The following is a 25,602-nucleotide window of genomic DNA, read 5'->3' as shown; positions in this document are numbered from 1 at the left end:
CCCATGTTCAAATATATTGGCGACATCGTTAAGGGTACCGGTACCCAACTGCGGAGCCTGGTCATGATCTTCGGCCATGGCTTTCGCAAACGCGACACCCTGCAATACCCGGAAGAGGCGGTCTATCTGGCGCCCCGCTACCGTGGCCGCATCGTCCTGACCCGCGACCCCGACGGCGAAGAGCGCTGCGTGGCCTGCAACCTGTGCGCCGTGGCGTGCCCGGTGGGTTGCATCTCGCTGCAGAAAGCTGAAACCGAAGACGGTCGCTGGTACCCGGACTTCTTCCGCATCAACTTCTCGCGCTGCATTTTCTGCGGCCTCTGCGAGGAAGCGTGCCCGACCACCGCGATCCAGCTCACGCCGGATTTCGAAATGGCCGAGTTCAAACGTCAGGACCTGGTGTACGAGAAAGAAGATCTGCTGATTTCCGGTCCCGGTAAAAACCCTGATTACAACTTCTATCGTGTTGCAGGTATGGCCATTGCCGGTAAGCCAAAAGGCGCCGCGCAGAACGAAGCCGAACCGATCAACGTGAAGAGCTTGCTGCCTTAAGGAAGAAAGATGGAATTCGCTTTCTATTTCGCATCGGGTATCGCGGTGGTGTCCACGCTTCGTGTGGTCACCAACACCAACCCCGTGCACGCCCTGCTCTACCTGATCATTTCGCTGATCGCCGTGGCCATGACCTTCTTCGCCCTCGGCGCGCCGTTCGCCGGTGCCCTGGAAGTGATCGCCTACGCCGGCGCCATCATGGTGCTGTTCGTGTTCGTGGTGATGATGCTCAACCTCGGCCCGGCCGCGGTCCAGCAGGAACGCGCCTGGCTCAAGCCCGGCATCTGGGCGGGACCGGTGATCCTGTCCGCCCTGCTGCTGGGTGAACTGCTGTATGTGCTGTTCGCTCACCAGAGCGGCCAGGCCATCGGCCACACCACCGTAGACGCCAAGGCCGTGGGCATCAGCCTGTTCGGCCCGTACCTGCTGGTGGTCGAACTCGCCTCGATGCTGCTGCTTGCCGCAGCCGTCACGGCGTTCCATTTGGGCCGTAACGAGGCGAAGGAGTAATCACATGCCTGCTATCCCTCTCGAACATGGCTTGGCGGTTGCCGGCATCCTGTTCTGCCTCGGTCTGGTCGGCCTGATGGTCCGCCGCAACATCCTGTTCGTGCTGATGAGCCTGGAGGTCATGATGAATGCCTCCGCCCTGGCCTTCATCGTCGCGGGCGCTCGCTGGGCGCAACCGGATGGACAGATCATGTTCATCCTGGTGATCAGCCTGGCAGCCGCCGAGGCCAGCATCGGCCTGGCGATCCTGTTGCAGCTGTATCGCCGCTTCCACACTCTCGATATTGACGCTGCCAGCGAGATGCGCGGATGAACCTTCTCTTCCTGACTTTCATATTTCCTCTTGTCGGTTTCCTGCTGTTGTCGTTCTCCCGTGGACGCTGGTCGGAAAACCTGTCGGCGCTGGTGGGCGTGGGTTCCATCGGCCTGTCCGCCATCGTCACGGCCTACGTGATCTGGCAATTCAACGTCGCCCCACCGGAAGGTGGCCGTTACGTGCAGGTGCTGTGGCAATGGATGGCGGTGGAAGGCTTCACGCCAAACTTCGCCCTGTACCTGGACGGCCTGTCGGTGACCATGCTCGGCGTGGTGGTCGGCGTGGGTTTCCTGATCCACCTGTTCGCCTCCTGGTACATGCGCGGTGAAGCCGGTTACTCGCGCTTCTTCGCCTACACCAACCTGTTCATCGCCAGCATGCTGTTCCTGGTGCTCGGCGATAACCTGTTGTTCCTGTACTTCGGCTGGGAAGGCGTGGGCCTGTGCTCGTACCTGTTGATCGGTTTCTACTACAGCAACCGCAACAACGGCAACGCCGCGCTCAAGGCGTTCATCGTCACCCGCATCGGCGACGTGTTCATGGCCATCGGCCTGTTCATCCTGTTCCAGCAACTGGGTACGCTGAACATCCAGGAACTGCTGGTCAAGGCACCCGAGCACTTCAAGGTCGGTGACTTCTGGATCGTCCTGGCGACCCTGATGCTGCTGGGCGGCGCTGTCGGTAAATCCGCGCAACTGCCGCTGCAAACCTGGTTGGCGGACGCGATGGCCGGCCCTACCCCGGTCTCGGCACTGATCCACGCCGCGACCATGGTGACCGCCGGTGTCTACCTGATCGCCCGTACCCACGGCCTGTTCGCCCTGGCGCCGGACATCCTGCACCTGGTCGGCATCGTCGGCGGTGTGACCCTGGTGCTGGCCGGTTTTGCCGCCCTGGTGCAGACCGACATCAAGCGCATCCTCGCCTACTCGACCATGAGCCAGATCGGCTACATGTTCCTGGCCCTGGGCGTCGGTGCCTGGGAAGGCGCGATCTTCCACCTGATGACCCACGCCTTCTTCAAGGCGCTGCTGTTCCTTGCCTCCGGTGCGGTGATCGTTGCCTGCCACCACGAGCAGAACATCTTCAAGATGGGCGGCCTGTGGAAGAAACTGCCGTTGGCCTACGCCAGCTTCATCGTCGGCGGCGCGGCCCTGGCGGCCCTGCCACTGGTCACCGCCGGTTTCTACTCCAAGGACGAGATCCTCTGGGAAGCGTTCGCCAGCGGTAACCAGGGTCTGCTCTACGCGGGCCTGGTGGGTGCGTTCATGACCTCGCTGTACACCTTCCGCCTGATCTTCATCGCGTTCCACGGTGAAGCCAAGACCGAAGCCCACGCCGGCCACGGCATTGCCCACTGGCTGCCGCTGTCGGTGCTGATCGTGCTGTCGACCTTCGTCGGCGCCATGATCACCCCACCGCTGGCCGATGTGCTGCCGCAAAGCGTCGGCCATGCCGGCGGCGAAGCCAAGCACAGCCTGGAAATCGCCTCCGGCGCCATCGCCCTGGCGGGTATCCTGCTGGCTGCCCTGCTGTTCCTCGGCAAGCGTCGCTTCGTCACGGCAATCGCCAACAGCGGCATCGGGCGTTTCCTTTCGGCCTGGTGGTTCGCCGCCTGGGGCTTCGACTGGATCTACGACAAACTGTTCGTCAAGCCATACCTTGCGATCAGCCACATTCTGCGCAAAGACCCGCTCGACCAGACCATTGGCCTGATCCCGCGCATGGCCAAGGGCGGCCACACTGCCCTGAGCCGTACCGAGACCGGTCAACTGCGTTGGTATGCGGCTTCCATGGCGGCTGGCGCCGTGCTGGTTATCGGCGCCATCGTGCTGGTAGCGGTCTGATATGAACCTTGCGAACTTGCGAAAGGAAACGAGCCCGTCATGATTCTGCCCTGGCTAATCCTGATCCCCTTCATCGGCGGCCTGCTGTGCTGGATCGCGGAGCGCTCCAGCTCCACGCTCCCGCGCTGGATTGCGCTGCTGACCATGTCCCTGGAACTCGCGCTCGGCCTCTGGCTGTGGGCGACCGGCGACTATTCATTTGCACCGGCCCCTGGCGCCGATCCAACCTGGGCGCTTGAGTTCAAGCACGCCTGGATCGCGCGCTTCGGCATCAGCGTGCACCTGGCCCTCGACGGCCTGTCGTTGCTGATGATCCTGCTGACCGGCCTGCTGGGTATCCTCTCGGTGCTCTGCTCCTGGAAAGAGATCCAGCGTCACGTCGGTTTCTTCCACCTGAACCTGATGTGGATCCTGGGCGGCGTCGTCGGCGTGTTCCTGGCGCTGGACCTGTTCATGTTCTTCTTCTTCTGGGAAATGATGCTGGTGCCGATGTACTTCCTCATCGCGCTCTGGGGTCACAGTTCTTCGGACGGCAAGAAAACCCGGATCTACGCGGCGACCAAGTTCTTCATCTTCACCCAGGCTTCCGGCCTGATCATGTTGGTGGCGATCCTTGGCCTGGTCCTGGTGAACTTCAACAACACCGGCGTGATTACCTTCAACTACGCCGACCTGTTGAAAGTGCAGATGTCCAAGACCACCGAGTACGTGCTGATGCTCGGCTTCTTCATCGCCTTCGCGGTGAAGCTGCCGGTGGTGCCGTTCCACTCCTGGCTGCCGGACGCCCACGCCCAGGCGCCGACCGCAGGTTCCGTGGACCTGGCGGGTATCCTGCTGAAGACGGCGGCCTACGGCCTGTTGCGCTTCGCCCTGCCGCTGTTCCCCAATGCCTCGGCCGAGTTCGCGCCGATTGCCATGACCCTGGGCCTGATCGGGATTTTCTACGGTGCGTTCCTGGCGTTCGCCCAGAGCGACATCAAGCGCCTGATCGCCTTCTCCAGCGTTTCGCACATGGGCTTCGTGCTGATCGGGATCTACTCCGGCAGCCAACTGGCCCTGCAAGGCGCGGTGATCCAGATGCTCGCCCACGGCCTGTCGGCCGCGGCGCTGTTTATCCTCAGCGGTCAGTTGTACGAGCGCCTGCACACCCGGGACATGCGTGAGATGGGCGGCATCTGGTCGCGCATCGCCTACCTGCCGGCCATCAGCCTGTTCTTCGCGGCCGCTTCCCTGGGCCTGCCGGGTACCGGCAACTTCGTCGGCGAGTTCCTGATCCTGATCGGCTCGTTCGTCAGTGCCCCATGGATCACGGCGATTGCCACCTCCGGCCTGGTGTTCGGTTCGGTCTACTCGCTGATCATGATCCACCGCGCCTACTTCGGTCCGGCCAAGTCGGATGAAGTGTTGCGTGGCATGGACGGTCGCGAACTGATCATGGTGCTCGGCCTTGCGGTGCTGCTGGTTTACCTCGGCGTCTACCCGCAACCGTTCCTCGACACCTCTGCCGCCACGATGCATGGCGTGCAGCAGTGGCTCGGCACCGCCTTCTCTCAACTCGCTTCGGCCCGGTAAGAGCGCTATGGAATTCACGATTCAACACTTTATCGCGCTTGCGCCGCTGTTGATCACCAGCGCCACGATCATCGTGGTGATGCTGGCGATCGCCTGGCGGCGCAATCACTCACAGACCTTCCTGCTGTCGGTGGCGGGGCTGAACCTGGCCTTGCTGTCGATCTTGCCGGCCTTGAAAGTCGCGCCACTGGCGGTCACGCCGCTGATCCAGATCGACAGCTTCGCCTGCCTCTACATGGCGTTGATCCTGGTCGCCACCCTGGCCTGCGTCACCCTCGCCCACGCCTACCTCGGCGATGGCGGTTCGGGTTACCCGGGCAACCGCGAAGAACTGTACCTGCTGATCCTGATGGCCGCCGCCGGTGGCCTGGTCCTGGTCAGCGCGCAGCACCTGGCCAGCCTGTTCATCGGCCTGGAACTGCTGTCGGTACCGGTCTACGGCCTGGTGGCCTACGCCTTCTTCAACAAGCGCTCCCTGGAAGCCGGCATCAAGTACATGGTGTTGTCGGCGGCCGGCTCCGCGTTCCTGTTGTTCGGCATGGCCCTGCTCTACGCCGAAGCCGGCACCCTGAGCTTCGTCGGCATCGGCCAGGCCCTGGCCGCCACCGGCCTGCCTAGCCCGATCGCGCAACTGGGCCTGGGCATGATGCTGATCGGCCTGGCGTTCAAGCTGTCGCTGGTCCCGTTCCACCTCTGGACCCCGGACGTCTACGAAGGCGCCCCGGCGCCCGTGGCGGCGTTCCTTGCCACTGCGTCGAAAGTGGCGGTGTTCGCAGTGATGGTGCGGTTGTTCCAGATCTCGCCAGTGGCCAGCAGCGGTGTGCTGAGCAACGTGCTGACCATCATCGCCATCGCGTCGATCCTGTTCGGTAACCTGCTGGCACTGACCCAGAGCAACCTCAAGCGTCTGCTGGGTTACTCGTCCATCGCCCACTTCGGCTACCTGCTGATCGCCCTGATCGCCAGCAAGGGCCTGGCCGTGGAAGCCATCGGCGTGTACCTGGTCACCTACGTGATCACCAGCCTCGGCGCCTTCGGCGTGATCACCCTGATGTCCTCGCCGTACAACGGCCGCGACGCCGACGCCTTGTACGAATACCGCGGCCTGTTCTGGCGCCGTCCGTACCTGACCGCCGTGCTGACCGTGATGATGCTGTCCCTGGCCGGCATCCCGCTGACCGCCGGCTTCATCGGCAAGTTCTACATCATCGCCACCGGCGTCGAGGCCCACCAATGGTGGCTGGTCGGCTCCCTGGTGCTGGGCAGTGCCATCGGCGTGTTCTACTACCTGCGCGTCATGGTCACCCTGTACCTGATGGAACCGAACCTGCGTCGCCACGATGCCGAGTTGCACTGGGAACAAAAGGCAGGCGGCGTGATGCTGCTGGCCATCGCCGTATTGGCATTCTTCCTGGGTGTGTACCCGCAGCCGTTGCTGACGTTGGTTCAGCAGGCTGGGTTGACGGGTTGATTGCCTGAGCGTCACCGAACAAAAATGCCCGTTTCGAGAGATGCGGGCATTTTTTTTGAGCAGGATTCGAGTGATCAAAAACCGTGGCGAGGGAGCTTGCTCCCGCTAGGCTGCGCAGCAGCCTCGATCAGCTCAACACGGACCATCGGGTAAACGATCGTTACGACTGCTACGCAGCCGAGCGGGAGCAAGCTCCCTCGCCATGGGTTGGTGTTTTTTCTGAAAGTGAGACGGTTTCTTATTACATCTGATAGTTTGCCGCAGAGAATATCGACAACAATCATCTACGATCATCCTTCAGAAGCGACTGCCTCAGAAGACAGGGCGTGTACCGTCAACTGCAATAGAGAAATCCGCCATGACAGCCACCACGAAAACCCGGTCGGTTACAGCTCACGTCCCGGTGCACCTGGCCGAAAAAGTCGACTTGATGGCCGAACGCCTCGGGCGCTCCAAGGATTGGATCGTTAAACAAGCGCTATCTGCCTGGATAAACCAGGAAGAGGAACACAGTCTCCTGACTCATGAGGCCTTGGCCGATGTTGACACTGGCCGAGTGATTGACCACCAGGCAGTTCAGGCTTGGGCCGATAGTCTCAACGGGGATCGATAACTTCGGCTCGACCAACCTGACTGCCAAAGCGCAGTGGCCTTTCCATTTGGTGATCGGCTGAGATGTATGTCGATTCGAACGCGCCGTGGCAGGCCATCAGCGCAAACTGCAACGCATTTTCCCCCCGGCTCATGCAGCTTGCACGACGCTGAAAATCAAGAACGCTTCAACCCATTGTTTTTAAAGCGTTTTAAAACCCGTCTCGGCTGGCACAGCTCATGCAATTCAGCTCTTACGCGGCGTCGGCGCTCGAAGCCTGCCCGCATCCGTGAATTGCCGAGGAGCTTCCCATGAATGCCATCGATCTGTTGAAAGCCGACCATGAGCGCGTCAAAGCCATCTTGACTCAACTGAGCGAGTCGACCGAGCGCGCTGTGAAAAAACGCACCGACCTGTTGGCGAAACTGGAAATGGAAATTTCCATCCACACTCGCCTGGAAGAAGAAATTCTTTATCCGGCGTTCAAGCAAGCCGGTGGCAAGGACGAGGCTGAAATGTACTACGAGGCCAAGGAAGAACACCGCACCGTCGACTCGTTGGTGCTGCCGGACCTGAAAACCACCGATCCAACCCAGCCGGAATTCGCCGGTCGGGTGAAAGTGGTCAAGGAACTGCTTGAGCACCACATCGAAGAAGAAGAAAAGGAAATGTTCCCCCACGCGAAAAAACTGCTGGGTAAGGCCAAGCTGGACGCCTTGGGCGCGGAAATGGAAACCATGAAAGCGCAGTACAAAAAAGAACTGAGCAGCGCCAACCTCGCCGCCTGATCAAAGCGCCAGATGCTTCAGCCGTCATGTGGCGGCTGAATGCGTTGCGCCGCTTTATTGCATTTGTTCGCGCAAGAATTCCACCAACGCCTGCACTGGGCGTGCACTTTGCCGATGCTGGGGATACACCGCCGAGAGCGCCAGCGGTTCGGTCTCGAAGCCTTCCAGGACCTTGATCAGCCGACCATCCCTCAAGGCATCGCCGAGGATGAAAGCGGGCAGATAGGTGATGCCCATGCCGGCAATGGCCGCGTCCCTGAGTAAATCACCGTTATTGGCGCGCATGCGCCCCGTGACCTCCAGCGTCAATGGTTTGCCCGCCCCCGCGAAACGCCACTGCACCTGACGGCTGTGACCGTAGGGCAGGCAGTCATGGTTGCGCAGGTCCTCAGGCCGCGCGGGTGTGCCTTTTTGCGCCAGGTAGGTGGGGCTGGCGCAATACACCCGTTCGATGGTCGCGATGCGCCGGGCAATCAGGGTCGAATCCTCCAGCACGCCGATGCGCAGCGCCAGGTCATAGCCCTCCCCCAGCAGATCCACCGAACGGTCGCTCAGGTCCACCTCGACGCTGACGCCCGAATAGCGTTGCAGGAACAGCGGCAACAGGCTGCCCAGGTGCGCCACAGCGAAAGACAGCGGTGCGCTGAGGCGAATCGTGCCGCGGGGCTCGCTGGTCTGGCCGCTGATGCCCTGCTCCACTTGTTCGACGTCATTGAGCAGGCGCAGCGCCGCTTCGTAGTAACGCTGGCCCAACGGGGTGACGTCCAGCCGGCGGGTCGAGCGATTGAGCAGGCGCACGCCCAGGCGCTGCTCCAGTGCCATGAGCTTGCGGCTGACGAACTGCTTGGACAGCCCGAGCTTGTCCGCGGCGGCGGTAAAACTGCCTGACTCCATGACCTGGGCAAAGATGCGCATTTCTTCGAAGGGGTTCATTGTCATTCCTGGGGTGGACAGTCAGGGAGATGAGTTGGGCATTGTGGGTGGTGTAAAGCAGGTTGGAAAGGTGTTGGATGGGCTGACGCCATCGCGAGCAAGCTCGCTCCCACAGTGATTACAGAACCTGAATACACCTCAAACCCTGTGGGAGCGAGCTTGCTCGCGATAGCGGTGGTTCGGTTTGCAAGGGTTTAATGCCCTGCACAAAAACGCCCGCACAAGGCGGGCGTCATACAACATGAACCGCTTACTTGGCCGTCAGCGCCGAGTAGCTGTTCATCAGGTTGCGGTAGTTCGGAATGCGCTGGGACAGCAGGTTGCCCAGGCCTTCGATGTCGTTGCGCCAGTCGCGGTGCAGCTCACAGGCCACCGAGAACCAGTTCATCATCTGCGCGCCGGCGGCCGTCATGCGCACCCAGGCGGCTTGTTGCACGGTTTCGTTGAAGGTACCCGAAGCGTCGGTGACGACGAACACGTCGAAGCCTTCAGCCAGAGCCGATAAGGTCGGGAATGCCACGCAGACGTCGGTGACCACGCCGGCGATGATCAGTTGCTTGCGGCCGGTGGCCTTGATTGCCTTGACGAAATCTTCGTTGTCCCAGGCGTTGATCTGGCCTGGACGCGGGATGTACGGCGCGTCCGGGAACATTTCCTTGAGTTCCGGCACGATCGGGCCGTTGGGGCCTTGTTCGAAGCTGGTGGTCAGGATGGTCGGCAGTTCAAAGAACTTCGCCAGGTCGGCCAAGGCCAACACGTTGTTCTTGAACTCGTTGGGCGAGAAGTCTTGGACCAGGGAAATCAGACCGGTCTGGTGATCGACCAGCAGGACGACCGCGTCGTCTTTGTTCAGACGGTTGTAGGCGGGAACGTTGCTCATGGGGTGACTCCTTTGGGATGGATGTATTGAAAGCCAATGTGGGAGCGAGCCTGCTCGCGATGACGGTGTGTCAGCTTGCGGCGATGTCGGATGTGCCGACGCCTTCGCGAGCAGGCTCGCTCCCACAAGGGGAGAATCGGTGTGTTAGTCAAAAGGCAAAGCAGGAACAGCCAAATGCGCCCCAGAAACCCTGGAAATCGCTGACCGGGACGTTCGACAATCGCGCCCGTTCATGGCTGTGGGAATGCACCGTGCACGGCCCGCTGCACTGGTGGACCTGGGCCTGCAACGGTGACGTCGGGCGCCAGTGCCCCGGGACCTTGACCACGGGCGACCAGTCCGGCAGCACCGGGACGCTGGCTGGGCCGAGTTTTTCGAAGTCGCCAGCGGCGTACACCACTTTGCCGTCCACTACGGTCAGCACCGACTCGATCCACTTGATGGCTTCTTCCTCGACGCTGAAGAAGTCCGCGCTCAGGGCCGCCAGGTCCGCCAGTTGGCCGACCTTGATCTGGCCTTTCTTGCCCTGCTCCGACGAGAACCAGGCACTGCCGTGGGTGAACAACTCCAGCGCGGTCAGGCGCGGCAAGCCCTCTTCGTGCAACGACAGGCCGCCGACGGTGCGGCCGCTGACCATCCAGTACAACGAAGTCCACGGGTTGTAGCTCGACACGCGGGTGGCGTCGGTGCCGGCGCCCACCGGCACGCCTTCGGCGAGCATGCGCTTGATCGGCGGCGTGGCTTCGGCGGCCTTGGCGCCGTAGCGATCCACGAAGTATTCGCCCTGGAAGGCCATGCGGTCCTGGATCGCAATACCACCGCCCAGTGCCCGCACACGCTCGATGTTTTTCGGCGTGATGGTTTCGGCGTGGTCGAAGAACCACGGCAGGCCATTGAACGGAATGTCGCGATTGACCTTCTCGAACACGTCGAGCATGCGGCTGATGGATTCGTCGTAGGTGGCGTGCAGGCGGAACGGCCAGCGCTGCTCCACCAGGTGACGCACCACCGGCTCCAGGTCCTGCTCCATGCCCGGCGGCAGATCCGGGCGCGGTTCGAGGAAGTCTTCGAAGTCCGCCGCCGAGAACACCAACATCTCCCCGGCGCCGTTGTGCCGCAGGAAATCGTCGCCCTGGTGCAGCTTGACGCTGCTGGTCCAGTTCTTGAAATCGGTGAGTTCTTCCTTGGGCTTCTGGGTGAACAGGTTGTAGGCAATGCGCACCGTCAACTGCTGCTCGCGGGCCAACTGCTCGATGACCTCGTAGTCGTCCGGGTAGTTCTGGTAGCCGCCGCCGGCGTCGATGGCGCTGGTCAGGCCCAGGCGATTGAGTTCGCGCATGAACTGGCGGGTGGAGTTGACCTGGTATTCCAGCGGCAACTTCGGCCCTTTCGCCAGCGTCGAGTACAGGATCATCGCGTTGGGCCGCGCCACCAGCATGCCGGTGGGCTCGCCCTTGCTGTCGCGTACGATCTCGCCACCCGGCGGGTTCGGCGTGTCGCGGGTGTAGCCGGCGACACGCAGCGCGGCGCGGTTGAGCAAGGCGCGGTCATACAGGTGCAACACGAACACGGGCGTATCGGGGGCGGCCTGGTTGAGTTCTTCCAGGGTCGGCATGCGCTTTTCGGCGAACTGGAATTCGTTCCAGCCGCCCACCACGCGAACCCATTGCGGCGTTGGCGTGCGGTCGGCCTGGTCCTTGAGCATGCGCAAGGCATCGGCCAACGACGGCACGCCTTCCCAACGCAGCTCCAGATTGTAGTTCAAGCCACCCCGTATCAGGTGCAGGTGCGAGTCGTTGAGACCGGGAATGACGGTGCGGCCCTTGAGGTCGATGACCTGGGTACCGCTGCCGCGCAGGGCCATGGCCTCGGCGTCGGTGCCCACGGCGACGAAGCGGCCCTGGCTGATAGCGACCGCACTGGCGCGGGGCTTCTCGCGATCGACGGTGTGGAATTGGCCATTGAACAGAATCAGGTCGGCGTTCATCGGATTTCCTTGTGAAGAGGAAGAAGCAAGGGACAGGCGTGGCCAGAAGGCCGCCGCCGCGCTGAGCAAGGACCCGGCGGCGAGCAATTGGCGGCGCAGCGGATCGGTTGGGTCGTCCTTATTGGCCATGACCGGGCTCCAAGTGTTCGTGGGTTGTGGAAGCTTCCAGCCACGGCGCGAACAGCCGGGTCGCCAGCGGCATGCACACGTACACCACCGAGAGCACGATGGTCACGGTGATCAAAAACGTGGCGACCACGTAGTTGGACAGAAAGGCATTGAGTTGCAGCAACGGGCCCCAGAGCAACGGCACCAGCAAGGTGTGCGGCAGGATGACCAGCAGCGTCACCACCGATTGCTTCCAGCGCGGCGGTGGCGTGGCGGCATCGGCCAACGGGGCGAACCAGAATTCCTTATGGGAACCGACCTCGATCTGATCACCGTCGGCCAACAGTGGCGCAGCCTCGGCCACCAATTCACGCCGCTCGGGGGAGTCCAGCCAGCGCTGCATGGCCTCGGTGGAGCGAAAACGCAGCACGCAGGTAAACAATGACAATCCGTCCTGCTTGCCCCGCACAACGTCGACGCCCAGATGGCCCGGCCACTGGCCGGCCACGGTGACGATGCGCCGCAACCAGGCCTCATAGGCATCGTTCTGCCCGGCTTTGATTCGGTGCTTGACCACCAAGGTGACGATCTCATCGAAACCGGGTACCGCCGGGCTCGCGGTTGATTCGAGGGTTTGGGACTCAGGCATGACGCAGCACTCCATCAAAACGCGCGTTCAGCGCCAGGCGTCCAGGGCCGGCAATGAACACGCTGGTAAATACAATCAACAGCAACCAGCCAAACTGGCCTTCTTCCAGGCTCCACTGCGGGTGCACCACCAGCAGCGCCACGGCCAGCAGGAACAGGATCGGCAGGCACGCCAGGCGCACCAGCACACCGGCCATGATCAACAGCGGACACAGCACCTCGGCGAAAATCGCCAGGACCAGGGTCGGCGCGGCGCCGAGGTGGAACGGGTCTTCGATGCGGGTCAGCTCGGCGTTGTAGTTCAAGAGCTTCGGCAAGCCATGAACCCACAGCAAAAACAACCCGCCGCTCAGGCGCAGGAACAACAAGCCCAAGTCCTGCAACGGGCGCTCATCGGTCAGGTTCATCGGTGGGCTCCGTCCGCGGCCGCAGCGGCCGGCAGTGGTTGCGACATGTGGCTGGCGATGCGCGAACGCAGCCAGCGTTCGGCCGGGTCGTTGTCATGCACGCCGCTCCAGACCATCGACAGTTCGGCGGCGTTGATCTCGAACGGCGGGTCCTCGGCGCGCAACGCGCAGCCTTCCACCAGTGCGCAGGCGGCGTAATCGGGCACGGTGGCGATCAGCTCGGTACCCGCCAACAATGCTCGCAGCCCGCTGAATTGCGGCACCGCCAGCACCACTTTGCGGCTCCGGCCGATGCGGGCCAGGTCCAAGTCGATGTTGCCGCTCAGGTCGCCCGAAAACGAAACCATGGCGTGGGGCCGCGAGCAGTATTCGTCCAGGGTCAGCGGCCCCGGGCGCTTGTCGCCGCGCAAGACCTTGCAGGGAATGTCTCGCAGTTTCTTACGCTTGGCATTGGCCGGCAGGTCGGTGGTGTAGCTGACGCCGACGCTGATTTCACCACTGGCCAGCAGCGAGGACATCAGCAGGAAATTGGCCCGGCGCACCACCACGATGATCCCCGGCGCTTCTTCGCGCAGTTGGCTCAGCAGCGGAGGAAACAGGCCGAATTCGGCATCGTCGGACAGACCGATGCGAAACACGTCGCAACTGGTGGACGGATCGAACGCCTTGGCCCGGCTGACCGCGCCGGAGATGGTGTCCATGGCCGGTTGCAGCTCTCGCAGGATCGCCAGGGCCCGCGGCGTCGGTTCCATGCCGCGACCGTGACGGATCAGCAACGGATCGTCGAACAGATCCCGCAACCGCCCCAGCGCCGCACTCACCGCCGGCTGGCCCATGAACAGCTTTTCGGCGACGCGGGTCAGGTTTTTCTCGAACATCAGCGCCTCGAAGATCACCAGCAGGTTCATGTCGAGACGGCGTAAATCGTTGCGGTTCATGGGGGTTGTTCCTGTTGAATGCCAAACCTGTGGGAGCGAGCTTGCTCGCGATAGCGGTGGGTCAGCTTGCATCGATGTTGAATGTAATGACGCCATCGCGAGCAAGCTCGCTCCCACAGGTGTGTGGTTTGATCAACCCTGGATGAACGCCAACAGGTCCGCGTTCAAGCGGTCCTTGTGGGTATCGGTCAGGCCATGGGGCGCGCCCGGGTAGACCAGCAACTGCGCGTTCTTGAGCAACTGGGCAGCGGCAATGCCGGCCGCTTCGATGGGGACCATCTGATCGTCATCGCCGTGCACCACCAAGGTCGGCACGTCGATGTTGCGCAGGTCTTCGGAAAGATCGGTCTCCGAGAACGCCTTGATGCAGTCGTAAGTGTTCTTGTGGCCGGCCTGCATGCCTTGCATCCAGAACCAGTCGATCATGCCTTGGGAGACCTTGGCGCCCGGGCGGTTGGCGCCGAAAAACGCGCTGGCCACGTCTTTGTATAGCTGAGAACGGTCGGCCAGGGAGGCTTGGCGGAAACCGTCGAACACTTCGACCGGCAAGCCACCAGGGTTGGCCGCGGTCCTGAGCATCAACGGCGTCACCGCCGAGATCAGGCCGAGCTTGGCGACGCGGGCCGCGCCATGGCGGCCGATGTAGCGCGCCACTTCACCACCGCCCGTGGAGAAGCCGATCAACACCGCGTCTTTCAAGTCCAGCCGTTCGATCAGCTCAGCCAGGTCATCGGCGTAGGTGTCCATGTCGTTGCCGTCCCAGGGTTGGCTGGAGCGCCCGTGTCCACGGCGGTCGTGGGCGATCACCCGGTAGCCGTTGGACGCCAGGAACATCATCTGCCCTTCCCAACTGTCCGAGTTCAGCGGCCAGCCGTGGCTCAAGACCACCGGTTGGCCAGTGCCCCAATCCTTGTAGTAAATCTCGGTGCCGTCGCGGGTGATGAAGGTGCTCATGACAGGGTTCCTTGAGGTGGGTGGATCGCTTCATGGTCCGGCCGTAGGGGACGTTTGCGTGAGTTAAACGTTGTTAATTTTTTCGGAACGGCGGTGTTAAAAACCCGCTTTTGTGGCGAGGGAGCTTGCTCCCGCTGGGCTGCGCAGCAGCCCCAGAACTGTCACCTCGGAGTGTCAGATTGGTTGGGAGGTGGGGCCTTTGGGGCCGCTTCGCGGCCCAGCGGGAGCAAGCTCCCTCGCCACAGGTTCGGCGTCTGGAAGGCCGGGAGTAGAGCCTGCGCCGTTGCGCTTGAAGCCAAACCTGAGGAATATGCTCGGGTAAAGCCCGGGCATCGGGACCAGAACATTGAGAGCACCATGAGCCACTACCTCAGCCTGCCCGTCGAACAGACGGTGCACTTCGGCCCTTACCGGGTCCATCCGCGCCAGCGCCTGGTGCTGGAGGGCGAGCAACCGTTGCGCCTGGGGCGGCGGGCCGTGGAGATCCTGCTGGTGTTGCTCGAACACGCTGGCGAGGTGGTGAGCAAGCAGCAACTGATCGCCCGGGTCTGGCCCAGAAGCGTGGTGGAAGACACCAACCTGCGCGTACACGTCGCAGCCCTGCGCAAGGCCCTCGGGGACGGCCAGGCCGGGCAGCGCTACATCGTCACCGTGGCGCAGCGCGGCTACAGCTTCGTCGCGCCGCTGGCTTTCGAATCCCTTGACCCATTGGCGCGCATCCCCCATCCGTCCCTGGCGCGCAACCTGCCACTGCAGCGCACGCGCCTGATCGGCCGCCAGGCCCTGGTGGAAAACCTGGTGGCCCAGCTGCCGCGAAAACGCTTCATTACCCTGGTCGGCACCGGCGGCATCGGCAAGACCACCGTTGCCCTGCGGGTCGCTGAACGGCTGATCGGCCATTACCGTGACGGCACCCACCTGCTGGACCTGGCGTCGCTCAACGACGCGGCCATGATCGCTCCCAACCTCTGTGCGTTGCTCGACCTGCCCCTGCAGGACGGCGATCCGCTGGACACCCTCGCCCGACAGCTCAAGGAACGGCATCTGTTGCTGGTGCTCGACAACTGCGAGCACCTGATCGACGCCATCGCCCAGCTCAGCGAAACCTTGCTACGTGGTGCGCCTCACCTGCACATCCTGGCCACCAGCCGCGAAGGCCTGCGCGCCGAAGGTGAACACATGCAGCGCCTGGACGCCCTGGCGTTCCCGCCCCGTGAAATGCCCATCGAGGGTTATCCCGCCCTGGAGTACCCGGCACTGCAACTGTTTGCCGAGCGTGCGATGGCCAGCCGTGACGACTTCGAACTGACCGACCGCGAGGTGCCGTTGGTGATCGACATCTGCCAGCGTCTGGACGGCATTCCCCTGGCCATCGAGCTGGCCGCCGGACAACTTGGCCGCTTCACCCTGGAGGCGCTTCACCGACACCTGCAAGACAGCGTCGCCCTGCTCCACAACGACACCGGCGCCGCACCGCGCCAGCAGACCCTGCGCGCCACGCTGGACTGGAGCTTCGCGCTGCTCACGGCCTGCGAGCAGACCTGCCTGCGGCGGCTGGCGGTGTTCATGGGCAGTTTCAACCTGGCCTCGGCCGCGGCAGTGATCGTCGGCCAGCATGTCGCACCCGAACAGGTGCTGGTATCGATCAGCCAGTTGGTCGCCAAGTCATTGCTCAACGTCGAGATCGGCGATGAAGAGGTGCGCTATCGCCTGCTGGACACCACCCGCCGCTATGCCTTGGAAAAACTCGCCGAAGCCGGGGAACTGACGGCCAGCCAGGAACGCCACGCCGAACGCTGCCTGGCGCTCATGGGACAAGCGGAAAGCGATTGGGAAAACACCCCCACCCGATTGTGGATCGCCCGCTACGCCGACTATCGCGATGACATCCGCGCCGCGCTCGACCGAGGCCTGGGCCCGCAGGGTTCTCACGCCGTGGCGATTCGCCTGACTGCTCGCACCCTGCCCCTCTGGCAGGAACTGTCGCTGCTCAAGGAACACGGCCTCTACGTCAACCGGGCGCTGAACTTGCTGCGGGCCAGCCCCAATCCCTGCCCACGCTTGACCCTGGCCCTGGAACTGGCCCACGCCAGTTTCAACTACCACACCGAGGGCGGTACGCCGGCCACCGTGCGGGCCTTCGCCACCGCCCGGCAGTTGGCCCGGCAATGCCAGGACCTGGCCGGCGAGCTGCGGGCCGTGTCCGGGCAAATGACCGTCGACCTCAGCTGCGGCCGCTACCAACAGGCCTTGGACCACAGCCTGGATTTCGATCGGTTGGGTTTGCAGGGCGACCCGACCCTGTCCTTGAGCGCTCTACGCCTGCGGGTGCTGGCACTGCATTTCACCGGTGACCAGGGCGCGGCGCGGCATGAAGCCGAGCAAGTGATCCAGCGCCTGGCCCAGAGCGGCCACCTCAGCCGCTTCAGTCACGGCTTCGGCGTGCAATACGACCAGAGCGTGGCGGCGCTGACGATTCTGGCGCGGATCCTCTGGCTACAAGGTTTTGCCGAGAAAGCCCGGCGCACCGCCAACCTGGCGTTGCAGATCGCCCTGCAGATCAATCACGGCATTTCGATCTGCTACACCCTGGCACTCACCGGTTGCGTGATCGCCCACTACAACGGCGATCATTCAACCACGCGGGAAAGGCTCGATCTGTTGAAGCAGCAGGCGAAGAAACATTCGGTGATGCTGTTCCATGACTGGGCCTGCCATTACGCCTGCGTATTGGATGGTGAGACGCTGGAGACGAGTGCGACAAACGGGCTGATCCAGGACATCGTCGTCACCCTGCGTCCTGAGTTGGTCAGCCCGGCGCAACTGGAACGGGCCCGCACGGGTACTGCGGGCTGGTGTTCGGCGGAGATCCTGCGGGCCGGCGCCGAAACCTTGCTGGCGCGGAACGAGCCGTCCCTGGAGGAAACCGCCGAAGCGCAACTGCTGGACGCCATGGCCGTGGCCCGTCGTCATCAAGCCCTGGCCTGGGAACTGCGCAGCGCGACCTCCCTGGCCCGCTTGTGGCAACGTCAAGGGCAGGTGCATGCCGCGCAGGAACTGCTCGGGCCGGTCTACCGCCGCTTCAGCGAGGGCTTCGACACTCCCGATCTATTGGAAGCCGACGCGCTGCTCCAAACGCTGACTCGCCGGTTGGGGCCGTGAACGCCGCGCCCCCCAGGCACCTTGCAGTACGTAACGCCGATGGAACACAGGCCACTGACCACTGCGCCGCAGTTTGTCCATGGCGTAGGCGCGAGTGGTGTGCAGCAGTCGAAATCGCCCGCCCTCAGCCAACGGCTCGACCATCAGCAGTGACACGCTCGCCAACCGCAACAGCAACCTGGGCACCTGCCCGACATTCAGTTCAGCGCAACTGATCACGGCCTGCGCCGCCTTGAGCGTAAACGGTCCCTCGAACACCGCCAGGCGCTGGAACGCGGTTCGTTCGTCAGCGCTCAAACGCTCGACACTCGAATCCAGCACCGCCTCCAGGCTACGATGCCGGGCCACTGCGGTACGCCGCCCATGGCTCAAGAGGGACAAACCGTAGTCCAACTGTTCGAGCACCCCAGCCACCCCCAAGGCGTCGACCTGGGCCGCCGCCAATTCCAGTGCCAGCGGCAAGCCGTCCAGGCGCTGGCAAATCTGGGCGAGGATCAGCCAGTCGCGGCCATGGGGCTTGAAATCCTGCTGCCGGGCGCCTACCCGCTCAATCAGCAACTGCACCGCCGGGCATGCCACGATCTGGTGCTCCGGCTCGAGGGGCGACGCCACGGTCAGGCCCGGCAGTGGCACGATTCTTTCGCCCGACAGCTCCAGCGGTTCGCGGCTGCTGCACAACAGCGCCACCCCCGGTGCCGTCACAGCCAACGCCTGGGCCAGTTCCCGACAGGCGCCGAGCACCTGCTCGCAGCCATCGAGCACCAGCAACATCCGGCAGGATTCCAGGCGCCGGCCTAAAGCCCCATGCGCCAGGCCCAGCGCGCCGGCCACCTGAGCCGTCACCTGCGAGGGCTCGCTGATGGCGGCCAGGTCAACGAACCAGGCACCGTCGTCAAAATGTTCAAGCAACAGCTGCGCCGCCCGCAACACCACGGTAGTCTTGCCGACCCCGCCCGGGCCGGTCACGGTGGTCAAGGCTTGACGAGGCACTTGCGCCAACAACCGTCCCAGGATCCTGTCGCGGCCGACCACCGGGCTCAAGCGCGTGGGCAAGTTGTGTCGCTCGGCTGGGGGACCGAACGGCGTCTCGATGTCCTCGTGAACCGCCAGGCAATAGCCTTGTCGTGGATGGTTGAGGATATAGCGCGCGCCGTCCCGCCCGTCGCCGAAGGCCCGCCGCAGCGCCGCAATGTGCACCCGCAGGTTGATGTCTTCCACGACGCTGTCAGGCCAGACGTGGGCGATGAGGGTTTGCTTACTGACATAACGGCCGGCGTGCTCCACCAGCACCTGCAGAACATCCAGGGCGCGACCACCCAATGCGAGTGGCTGGCCGTCACGGGTGACCAGCCGCTGCTGCCGGTAGAAGGCAAACGGACCGAAGCTCACCGCCGGCTCGCTGTCGGGTTTGACGAAACTGTTCATGGGCGATCCAGCGCCGGAAAACCGGTGCGGGCGTCAGCGTGCGGATCACCGAACACGTCTGCCCTGGGCTCCTGCGCATCCTTTCCAAGGGGTTCGCCGTTATCTTGGCAGGCGCACGCCACAGGACAATGCTGGCACAGGGAGCACCACGGACATCACGGTGCCTTGGACGGACACCGACGGCTCAACTGAACTGCTGACGATATTGCACCGGGGTCAGGCCGAGCTTTTCACCAAACAGAAAACGCATGTGCCGCACACTGCCGAAGCCGCTGCGAAACGCCACGGTCTTGAGTGGCAGGTCAGTGGTTTCCAATAACTGACGCGCCCGGTCGATGCGTGCGCCTTGCAGGAACTCCATGGGCGTCATCTTCACTTCCCGGGCAAAGACCCGGGCGAAATGCCGCGCACTCATGGCGGCCAGCGCGGCCATGCGTTCGATGGTGAAGGGCTCTTCCAGGTGCTCCATCACATGATTCTGCACCCGGGTGATGGCCGATTCCTGTGTCGACACCGCCGCCACCGAGGGACTGAACTGCGCCTGCCCACCCTGGCGTTTCATCACCACCAGCAACACCTTGGCCACGTCCAACGCGACTTTGCGGCCATGGTCCTGGGCGACGATGGACAGGGCCAGGTCGATCCCGGCGGTGACGCCGCCCGAGGTAATCAGGCGCCGGTCCTGCAGGAAGATCTTGTCGGTTTCCACCAAGGCCTCGGGGAAACGCTGGACCAGGCGTTCGGTGTAATGCCAATGGGTAGTGACGCGATAACCGTCGAGCAAGCCCGCCTCACCGAGCACAAAGGCGCCGGTGCAGATGGAACCGTAGCGCGTCGCCCGTTGCGCCGCGGCGCGCAGCCAGGTGTGCAGCCCCGGATGCTGGTCGTTATAGGCCCCCGGCCCGCCCGGCACCAACAACACGTCATAGGCCGCCCAGGCTTGGTCGATATGGATATCGGCCTGCACCGCCACGCCGTTGGATGCGCGCAACGGCCCGCGCTCGGTCCCCAGGGTCAGCAGTTGATAACGCTGGTTCGTGTCGAGGTAACGATTGGCGATGGAAAACACCTCCAGCGGCCCGGCCATGTCGAGCAGCAAGAAATCCGGGAACAGCACCATTGCAACGGTTTTCATTAAAAAGACGCCAAAAAAATCCAGAAACTGTAAATGCCCCTGTGGGAGCGAGCTTGCTCGCGATAGCGGAGTATCAGCCACATGAGTATTGGCTGACCTGACGCCATCGCGAGCAAGCTCGCTCCCACAGGTTTTGTGTAGCGTCAAAGCTTCAGCATTATGTCGAAGCGAAGCATCCGCCGGTAGGCATTCTCGATTGTCCACTCAAAACGGACAGTCTTTCGTTTTCCACCTGCTTATTGAATATCTCGGCAACCATTAACCTTCTTCTGAACCCGGCGAACGGCCCCAGCCGCCGCCCAAGACATCAGGAGAATTCATCATGCTGACCCTTCGCAAAGCTTCGGACCGCGGCATTGCTCGCCACGGCTGGCTGACCTCGTTCCACACCTTCTCGTTCGCCAGCTACCGCAACCTCAACGAACAGGGCTTCTCCGACCTGCTGGTTATCAACGACGACCGGGTCGCCGCCGCCAAGGGTTTCGGCCAGCATCCGCACCGGGACATGGAGATCTTTTCCTATGTGCTCGAAGGGGCGCTGGAACACAAGGACACCCTGGGCACGGGCTCGGTCATTCGCCCCGGTGACGTGCAGTTGATGAGCGCTGGCAGCGGCGTGGCCCACAGCGAGTTCAACCACAGCGCGGACGAGCAGGTGCACTTCCTGCAGATCTGGATCGTGCCCGACGTCAGCGGTGCCACACCCCGCTATCAACAGGAGCACTTCAGCCGCGAGCAGAAACTGGGACGCCTGCAATTGATCATCTCCCCGGATGGCGCCGACGGCTCGCTCCAGGTGCGCCAGGACGCGCGGGTCTACGCCGGGTTGTTCGATGGCGAGCAACGCGCCACCCTGACCCTGGCAGCGGATCGTTATGCCTACGTGCATGTCGCCCGGGGCGCTGTCGAGCTTAACGGCGTGCAATTACAGGAAGGGGATGGCGTGCGGGTGCGCGAGGAGCAGGCCCTGACCTTGAGCCATGGCCAGGATGCCGAGGTGCTGGTGTTCGATCTGCGGCCGCAGGAACTGCCGCAGATGCCGTGAAGCACCGTGGGAGAACTGCCACAGATGACATGGATCAACCTCTAACCCCTGTGGGAGCGAGCTTGCTCGCGATGGCGGAGTGTCAGTCACATGAGTATCAACTGACCTGACGCCATCGCGGGCAAGCTCGCTCCCACAATGCACCTCAGACGAAAAACGTCTAAAAAAAGTCAGCCGATGGGTCAAATTCAGGCTTTGATCTAGTGGAGCTACAGCACGCCTCGGACAGCATCATCGTCTAATCTGAACGCGCTCGTCTGTTGCCACGAGGTACGTCGACCTATAAAGTTCCCGAAAATATTTCGTTTCTGACCGACGGTCATTAATACTGCCCAAAGCAAATTGACCCAACGCTAGAGCCTAGGCAAAATGATTTCACTTTGCCACTAATTCTCTCCTGACTTGCTTATTCACGGAAGAAAGCATGAAAACCGCCATATCCTTCGCTTTAATCTCGATTGCGTGCAGTGCGACCGCGGACGTCCAGAACATCAAATACCTATACGATGATTCGGATGCCGTGTACTCCATCGTCTCGTCTGTCGACAGCGGTTCAGCCATCCAGGCCACCGTGCAGAGAAAGGGCACTTACTTCACCAACTACACGAAACTGGAACTCGACTGTGCCAGCCGCAATGTACGGCACATGGGCATGTACAACAGTCTCGCAGGGGTGGAGGAAGCCGAGTTCGACCAGATGCAAGGACGAATCATCGACGGCTCGATCGCCGACGAAGTCGGCAAGACGCTGTGCAAGGAGACGACCTTGACCGCATCGCAAGCCGCTCCGCAAACCGAAGACCTGCCTACCGAAACACAAACCGACGATAACAGCTGATTTGTGTCGGTGACGCGGGAGCTGTGTGGGAGCAAGGCTTGCTCCACCTGGCTCCCGCACAGCTCCGGCAACGCCCTCTCCCCGCCCTAGATATTCATCTCTGATCAACCAGCGCCTTCATCGCAAGGCTTGCTTGCGCTCCGATTTCGAACGGTAGCTGCCAGGCGGTACACCGAAGAAATCCCGAAAACGACGCTGGAAGTGCGGCGAACTGACGAAACCTGTCGCCACGGCGATTTCGGTCACGGACCGATTGGTCTGCTGGATGAGTTGGCGCGCGCGCGTCAGGCGCAGCTCCAGGTAATAACGTGTAGGGGTCGCACCGAGAAAACTGCAGAAACGCCGCTCCAACTGGCGCTTGGAAATCTTTACGCACGCCGCCAGCTCATCGATGGTCAAGGGCTCTTCTACGTTCTGCCACATCAGTTCCAACGCCAACTTGAGGCTTTCCGGCAGCGTCGGGTCGGTCTCGACAAAAACCGGCGGCAGGTCTGTCGCATCCTCGCCGGACTCATCGCAACGCAGGATTTCCTCGATAGCCCCCACCAACATCGCCCCGCCCGTCTGGCGGATCAACTGGAGCATCATGCGCAGCGAACTGTTGGCACCCGCGCAACTGACCCGCTCCCGGTCAACCACATAGGCTCGATTGGACACCTTCACATGGGGGAACACCTCCGCCATCATGGCGCGGCTTTCGGGGTGAACAGCGCACTCGAAACCATCCAGCAGATTGGCATCCGCCACAAAGAAGGCACCGTTCCACAGCCCGCCCAGGATCGCCCCGGACGTTGCATTGGCCCGCAGCTTGCGGCGCAGCAAGGGATGGCCTTGCAACTTCACGCGAAAGCCCCCGGCAACGATCAGCACATCCTGGTTTTCCGGTATCTGCGCCAGTTCGATGTCCGTCGAGATGACAATGCCCAGGTCGCTCGTCACCTGCCCACCCGACACCCCCACCGTCAGCACCTCGTAGAGGGGCATGTCGCTCATCAGGTTGGCGGTCACCAGCGCGTCCACGGCGCCGGTGAAAGACATCATCGAGAAGTTGTCCATCAATACAAACGCGACGCGGATCGGCGCCTGGCTGGCGGGTGCCGATCCAAGTGGCCGATAAGCCATGTTCTTGTTTTTGAGTACGCTCTCGAATGCGCTTGGCATAGGGCCTCGTTAGTACATTAAAGATGAGGATTGGCTGCACGTGGGTGCCCTGCCGCAGGGCGAAGGCGCAGGACAGACCACGTTATCTTCCAGGCAAGTCAAGCCGGCTGCATTCGCACCTGCGCCGTCTACCGGTCGGCCCGCGCCAAAAAAGGCGAGCCTCAAGTGCCTACGACTTTGGTCGATACACTGGCAGTAGGCATGGGCGCTTTTCCCTTCCAGAGACTCGCAACGCCAACCACAGCTGTTTCCGCCGTCCCAACACTTAAAATATTCCGCGGGAGAAGTCATGAATATCAAACAGAAGCTGACATGGGCGTTCGCGACCATCGCCTGCCTTCCCGTTATCCTGGTGGCGGTGCTTGTCGTACTGAACCTGCGCGACGCTGCGAAAGCCAACTTCCTGGACAGCAGCGGCCGAGAAATCCGCCAGATCGACAACGGCATGAAGCAGTTCTTCGATGGCATCAGCCAGAACGTCGAATACTTCGCCAAGGATCCACGGATCGTCGCAGCCAAGGATCTGAAAAACTACGCCGGTGCCGACGCCGCACAAATCCCGCTTACCGAGAACAACAAACAGCTTCTGGAGATCTTCGACCGATTCGCCAAGAGTCACCCGACGACCGCCTACCTTTCCCTGGGCCTGGCCGACGGCGGGTATGCCAGTTGGCCTGACGACCCCAAAATCTCCAACTACGACCCACGGGTGCGTCCATGGTACAAGGCGGCCATCGCCGCGCCGGGTACCACCGTGCGCACCGACGCTTATTATTGGGCGCCGGATGATGTGTCGTTGATCGGCATCGTGCACACGGTTTCCGATGCCGCCGGCAAGCTGGTGGGCGTGGTCGGCCTGGACGTGTCGCTCAAGCAACTGACCGAATTGGTGAAGAACATCAAGCTGGGCGACAGTGGCTACCTGATGCTGGTGGAAGCCAACGGCAACGTCCTGGTGGACGCCGCCGATGCCAAGCACAACTTCAAGCCGCTGGCCGACTTGGGCCCCAACTATGCCGAACTGGCCAAAAGCAGCGATGGCGTGACCCAGATCGAGATCGACGGCGTGCCCTACATGGCCAACGTGGTCAGTTCCAAAGGGTTGGGCTGGCGCTTCATTGGCCTGATCAAGCGCGATGAAGTGATGGCCGAGGCTTCGAGCCTGACTTGGCTGATCGCCGTCATCGCCGCCGCGCTGGCCGTGGTCTTCGCTGTGGTGGGCGCCAGTTTCGCCAGCGTCATCGTGCGGCCGATTCGCGGCGTAGCCAACGGCCTGCAGGAAATCGCCGAGGGTGAAGGCGACCTCACCCGTAAACTCTCGGTGCAAGGCAAGGACGAAACGGCCACCCTGGCGGGCTGGTTCAACCAATTCCTGGGCATGATCGCGCAACTGATGCAGCGCATCGGCAGCGCCTCTTCCGACTTGCAGACCGCCGCAGCCGATACCAGCCACGTGGCCCAGAACATGAACGACGCCGCCGGGCGCCAACGCCAGGCCGTGGAATTGGTGAGCACCGCGTTCAACGAAATGGTCGCCACCGCCAACGAAGTGGCCCGCTCGTGCAGCCAGGCCGCCACCAGTGCGGACGAGGGCTATCGCGATGTACATGATGGCCAGCATCATATCGGCGAAGCCACGGGCAGCGTGCTGAAACTGAGCGAGGACCTGCAGCAGTCGACCCAGACCATGCAGGCGCTGGAACAGGACAGCAAGAACATCAACACCATCCTCGACACCATTCGTTCCATCGCCGAGCAGACCAACCTGCTGGCCCTCAACGCCGCCATCGAGGCCGCGCGCGCCGGTGACCAGGGTCGCGGCTTTGCGGTGGTAGCCGATGAGGTACGGGCCCTGGCCCGCCGCACCGCCGACTCCACCGGCGAGATCGACAGCCTGCTGGGCAACCTCGCACGGCGCACCCAGGAAGTGACCCAGCAGATGCAAAGCAGCCTGCAGGTGTCACACACCAGCGTCGAGCGCATCCAGCAGGCGCGGGACAGCTTCGACAAGATCCGCAACTCGGTGGACTCGATTCGCGACCAGAACACGCAGATCGCCACGGCTGCAGAGCAACAGCACCAGGTCGCCGAGGACATCAACCGGCACATCGCGCAGATTCATGCCGATGCGCAGCTGGTTGAAGAGTTTGCTCACACGGCGCAGACCGGCTCGGGGCGCTTGACGGATATTTCCGGACAGCTCAAGGGGTTGGTGGGACGCTTCAAGTTCTAAACCGGGCTTACGTCCACTGAAGATCAAATGTGGCGGCGGTTTGCTCGCGAAGGCGTTGTCACAGCCAATGAATAGGCTGGATGTGCCGGCCTCTTCGCGA

At 62.5% G+C, this 25,602-nt stretch carries 22 protein-coding genes and 1 pseudogene; 13 read left to right on the top strand and 10 right to left on the bottom strand.

The window, feature by feature from the left end; all coding sequences use genetic code 11:
- Positions 1-3: 3 nt before the first annotated feature.
- The 8 genes from nuoI (at position 4) to ACLH0I_RS11095 (ending at position 7,648) form a co-directional block, all read left to right on the top strand.
- The gene (gene nuoI / locus ACLH0I_RS11130) at positions 4-552 is read left to right on the top strand and encodes an NADH-quinone oxidoreductase subunit NuoI (protein WP_411387053.1); all 549 of its coding nucleotides are present in this window, start codon (positions 4-6) and stop codon (positions 550-552) included.
- 9 nt (positions 553-561) lie between these two features.
- A complete protein-coding gene (gene nuoJ / locus ACLH0I_RS11125; protein WP_186709763.1) occupies positions 562-1,062 on the top strand; it encodes an NADH-quinone oxidoreductase subunit J in 501 nt (166 codons plus the stop codon).
- A gap of 4 nt (positions 1,063-1,066) precedes the next feature.
- On the top strand, positions 1,067-1,375 hold the full coding sequence (nuoK, locus tag ACLH0I_RS11120) for an NADH-quinone oxidoreductase subunit NuoK (protein ID WP_003180046.1): 309 nt from the start codon (positions 1,067-1,069) through the stop codon (positions 1,373-1,375).
- Positions 1,372-3,225 (top strand): NADH-quinone oxidoreductase subunit L, encoded by a 1,854-nt coding sequence (gene nuoL / locus ACLH0I_RS11115; protein ID WP_186709762.1) that lies wholly within the window; start codon positions 1,372-1,374, stop codon positions 3,223-3,225. Before nuoK ends, nuoL begins: the two co-directional genes overlap by 4 nt.
- 39 nt (positions 3,226-3,264) lie before the next feature.
- A complete protein-coding gene (gene nuoM, locus ACLH0I_RS11110; RefSeq protein WP_411387052.1) occupies positions 3,265-4,797 on the top strand; it encodes an NADH-quinone oxidoreductase subunit M in 1,533 nt (510 codons plus the stop codon).
- Positions 4,798-4,804: 7 nt separating this feature from the next.
- Positions 4,805-6,268: an NADH-quinone oxidoreductase subunit NuoN gene (gene nuoN, locus ACLH0I_RS11105; RefSeq protein ID WP_003203388.1), complete on the top strand. Its 1,464-nt coding sequence runs from the start codon at positions 4,805-4,807 to the stop codon at positions 6,266-6,268.
- 358 nt (positions 6,269-6,626) lie between these two features.
- Positions 6,627-6,881: a CopG family ribbon-helix-helix protein gene (locus tag ACLH0I_RS11100; protein WP_411387051.1), complete on the top strand. Its 255-nt coding sequence runs from the start codon at positions 6,627-6,629 to the stop codon at positions 6,879-6,881.
- 290 nt (positions 6,882-7,171) lie between these two features.
- Positions 7,172-7,648, top strand: coding sequence for a hemerythrin domain-containing protein (locus tag ACLH0I_RS11095; RefSeq protein ID WP_053123224.1), 477 nt, complete (start codon positions 7,172-7,174; stop codon positions 7,646-7,648).
- A 54-nt stretch (positions 7,649-7,702) separates the two neighbouring features.
- Here ACLH0I_RS11095 and ACLH0I_RS11090 read toward each other — a convergent pair whose 3' ends face one another.
- The 7 genes from ACLH0I_RS11090 to ACLH0I_RS11060 form a co-directional block, all read right to left on the bottom strand.
- On the bottom strand, positions 7,703-8,581 hold the full coding sequence (locus ACLH0I_RS11090; RefSeq protein WP_411387050.1) for a LysR family transcriptional regulator: 879 nt from the start codon (positions 8,579-8,581) through the stop codon (positions 7,703-7,705).
- Between the two features lie 250 nt (positions 8,582-8,831).
- On the bottom strand, positions 8,832-9,461 hold the full coding sequence (gene ycaC / locus ACLH0I_RS11085; protein WP_014337664.1) for an isochorismate family cysteine hydrolase YcaC: 630 nt from the start codon (positions 9,459-9,461) through the stop codon (positions 8,832-8,834).
- Positions 9,462-9,609: 148 nt separating this feature from the next.
- Entirely contained in the window at positions 9,610-11,448 is a 1,839-nt protein-coding gene (locus ACLH0I_RS11080; RefSeq protein ID WP_411387491.1) for an amidohydrolase, read from the bottom strand.
- Between the two features lie 118 nt (positions 11,449-11,566).
- Positions 11,567-12,205, bottom strand: coding sequence for an antibiotic biosynthesis monooxygenase (locus ACLH0I_RS11075; RefSeq protein ID WP_411387049.1), 639 nt, complete (start codon positions 12,203-12,205; stop codon positions 11,567-11,569).
- Positions 12,198-12,611, bottom strand: a complete 414-nt coding sequence (locus tag ACLH0I_RS11070) for a DoxX family protein (protein ID WP_411387048.1) — start codon at positions 12,609-12,611, stop codon at positions 12,198-12,200. The genes ACLH0I_RS11075 and ACLH0I_RS11070 overlap by 8 nt, the downstream gene beginning before the upstream one ends.
- The gene (locus ACLH0I_RS11065) at positions 12,608-13,549 is read right to left on the bottom strand and encodes a LysR family transcriptional regulator (protein ID WP_207961447.1); all 942 of its coding nucleotides are present in this window, start codon (positions 13,547-13,549) and stop codon (positions 12,608-12,610) included. Before ACLH0I_RS11065 ends, ACLH0I_RS11070 begins: the two co-directional genes overlap by 4 nt.
- 132 nt (positions 13,550-13,681) lie before the next feature.
- Complete coding sequence (locus tag ACLH0I_RS11060) at positions 13,682-14,503, bottom strand: alpha/beta fold hydrolase (protein WP_411387047.1); 822 nt, start codon at positions 14,501-14,503, stop codon at positions 13,682-13,684.
- A 357-nt stretch (positions 14,504-14,860) separates the two neighbouring features.
- Between ACLH0I_RS11060 and ACLH0I_RS11055 the strand changes: the two genes are divergently transcribed.
- Positions 14,861-17,665, top strand: a complete 2,805-nt coding sequence (locus ACLH0I_RS11055; protein ID WP_411387046.1) for an ATP-binding protein — start codon at positions 14,861-14,863, stop codon at positions 17,663-17,665.
- Here the strand turns inward: ACLH0I_RS11055 and ACLH0I_RS11050 are convergent.
- Both ACLH0I_RS11050 and ACLH0I_RS11045 read right to left on the bottom strand, forming a co-directional pair.
- Complete coding sequence (locus ACLH0I_RS11050; protein WP_411387045.1) at positions 17,612-19,090, bottom strand: ATP-binding protein; 1,479 nt, start codon at positions 19,088-19,090, stop codon at positions 17,612-17,614. The two genes, ACLH0I_RS11055 and ACLH0I_RS11050, sit on opposite strands and share 54 nt — an antisense overlap.
- Before the next feature lie 184 nt (positions 19,091-19,274).
- Positions 19,275-20,225 carry a GlxA family transcriptional regulator gene (locus tag ACLH0I_RS11045; protein WP_411387044.1) on the bottom strand — a complete coding sequence of 317 codons (951 nt, stop codon included), beginning with the start codon at positions 20,223-20,225 and terminating at the stop codon, positions 19,275-19,277.
- A 322-nt stretch (positions 20,226-20,547) separates the two neighbouring features.
- Between ACLH0I_RS11045 and ACLH0I_RS11040 the strand changes: the two genes are divergently transcribed.
- Together ACLH0I_RS11040 and ACLH0I_RS11035 are read left to right on the top strand one after the other, a co-directional pair.
- Complete coding sequence (locus ACLH0I_RS11040) at positions 20,548-21,270, top strand: pirin family protein (RefSeq protein WP_250963011.1); 723 nt, start codon at positions 20,548-20,550, stop codon at positions 21,268-21,270.
- Between the two features lie 424 nt (positions 21,271-21,694).
- Positions 21,695-22,108: a hypothetical protein gene (locus tag ACLH0I_RS11035; protein ID WP_411387043.1), complete on the top strand. Its 414-nt coding sequence runs from the start codon at positions 21,695-21,697 to the stop codon at positions 22,106-22,108.
- 117 nt (positions 22,109-22,225) lie between these two features.
- Here ACLH0I_RS11035 and ACLH0I_RS11030 read toward each other — a convergent pair whose 3' ends face one another.
- The gene (locus tag ACLH0I_RS11030; RefSeq protein WP_186709725.1) at positions 22,226-23,269 is read right to left on the bottom strand and encodes a GlxA family transcriptional regulator; all 1,044 of its coding nucleotides are present in this window, start codon (positions 23,267-23,269) and stop codon (positions 22,226-22,228) included.
- Positions 23,270-23,558: 289 nt separating this feature from the next.
- On the opposite strand from ACLH0I_RS11030, the pseudogene ACLH0I_RS11025 reads away from it, so the two are divergent.
- Together ACLH0I_RS11025 and ACLH0I_RS11020 are read left to right on the top strand one after the other, a co-directional pair.
- Positions 23,559-24,641: pseudogene (locus ACLH0I_RS11025) on the top strand (cache domain-containing protein); the annotation flags it as partial.
- Positions 24,642-24,647: 6 nt separating this feature from the next.
- A complete protein-coding gene (locus tag ACLH0I_RS11020) occupies positions 24,648-25,502 on the top strand; it encodes a methyl-accepting chemotaxis protein (protein ID WP_411387490.1) in 855 nt (284 codons plus the stop codon).
- Positions 25,503-25,602 lie beyond the last annotated feature (100 nt).

The sequence above is a fragment of the Pseudomonas sp. MPB03 genome (assembly GCF_046605385.1).
Classification (GTDB): domain Bacteria; phylum Pseudomonadota; class Gammaproteobacteria; order Pseudomonadales; family Pseudomonadaceae; genus Aquipseudomonas; species Aquipseudomonas zanjanensis.
The sequence above is the reverse complement of the archived record's forward strand: the minus strand, read 5'-3'. Positions and strand labels throughout refer to the sequence as shown.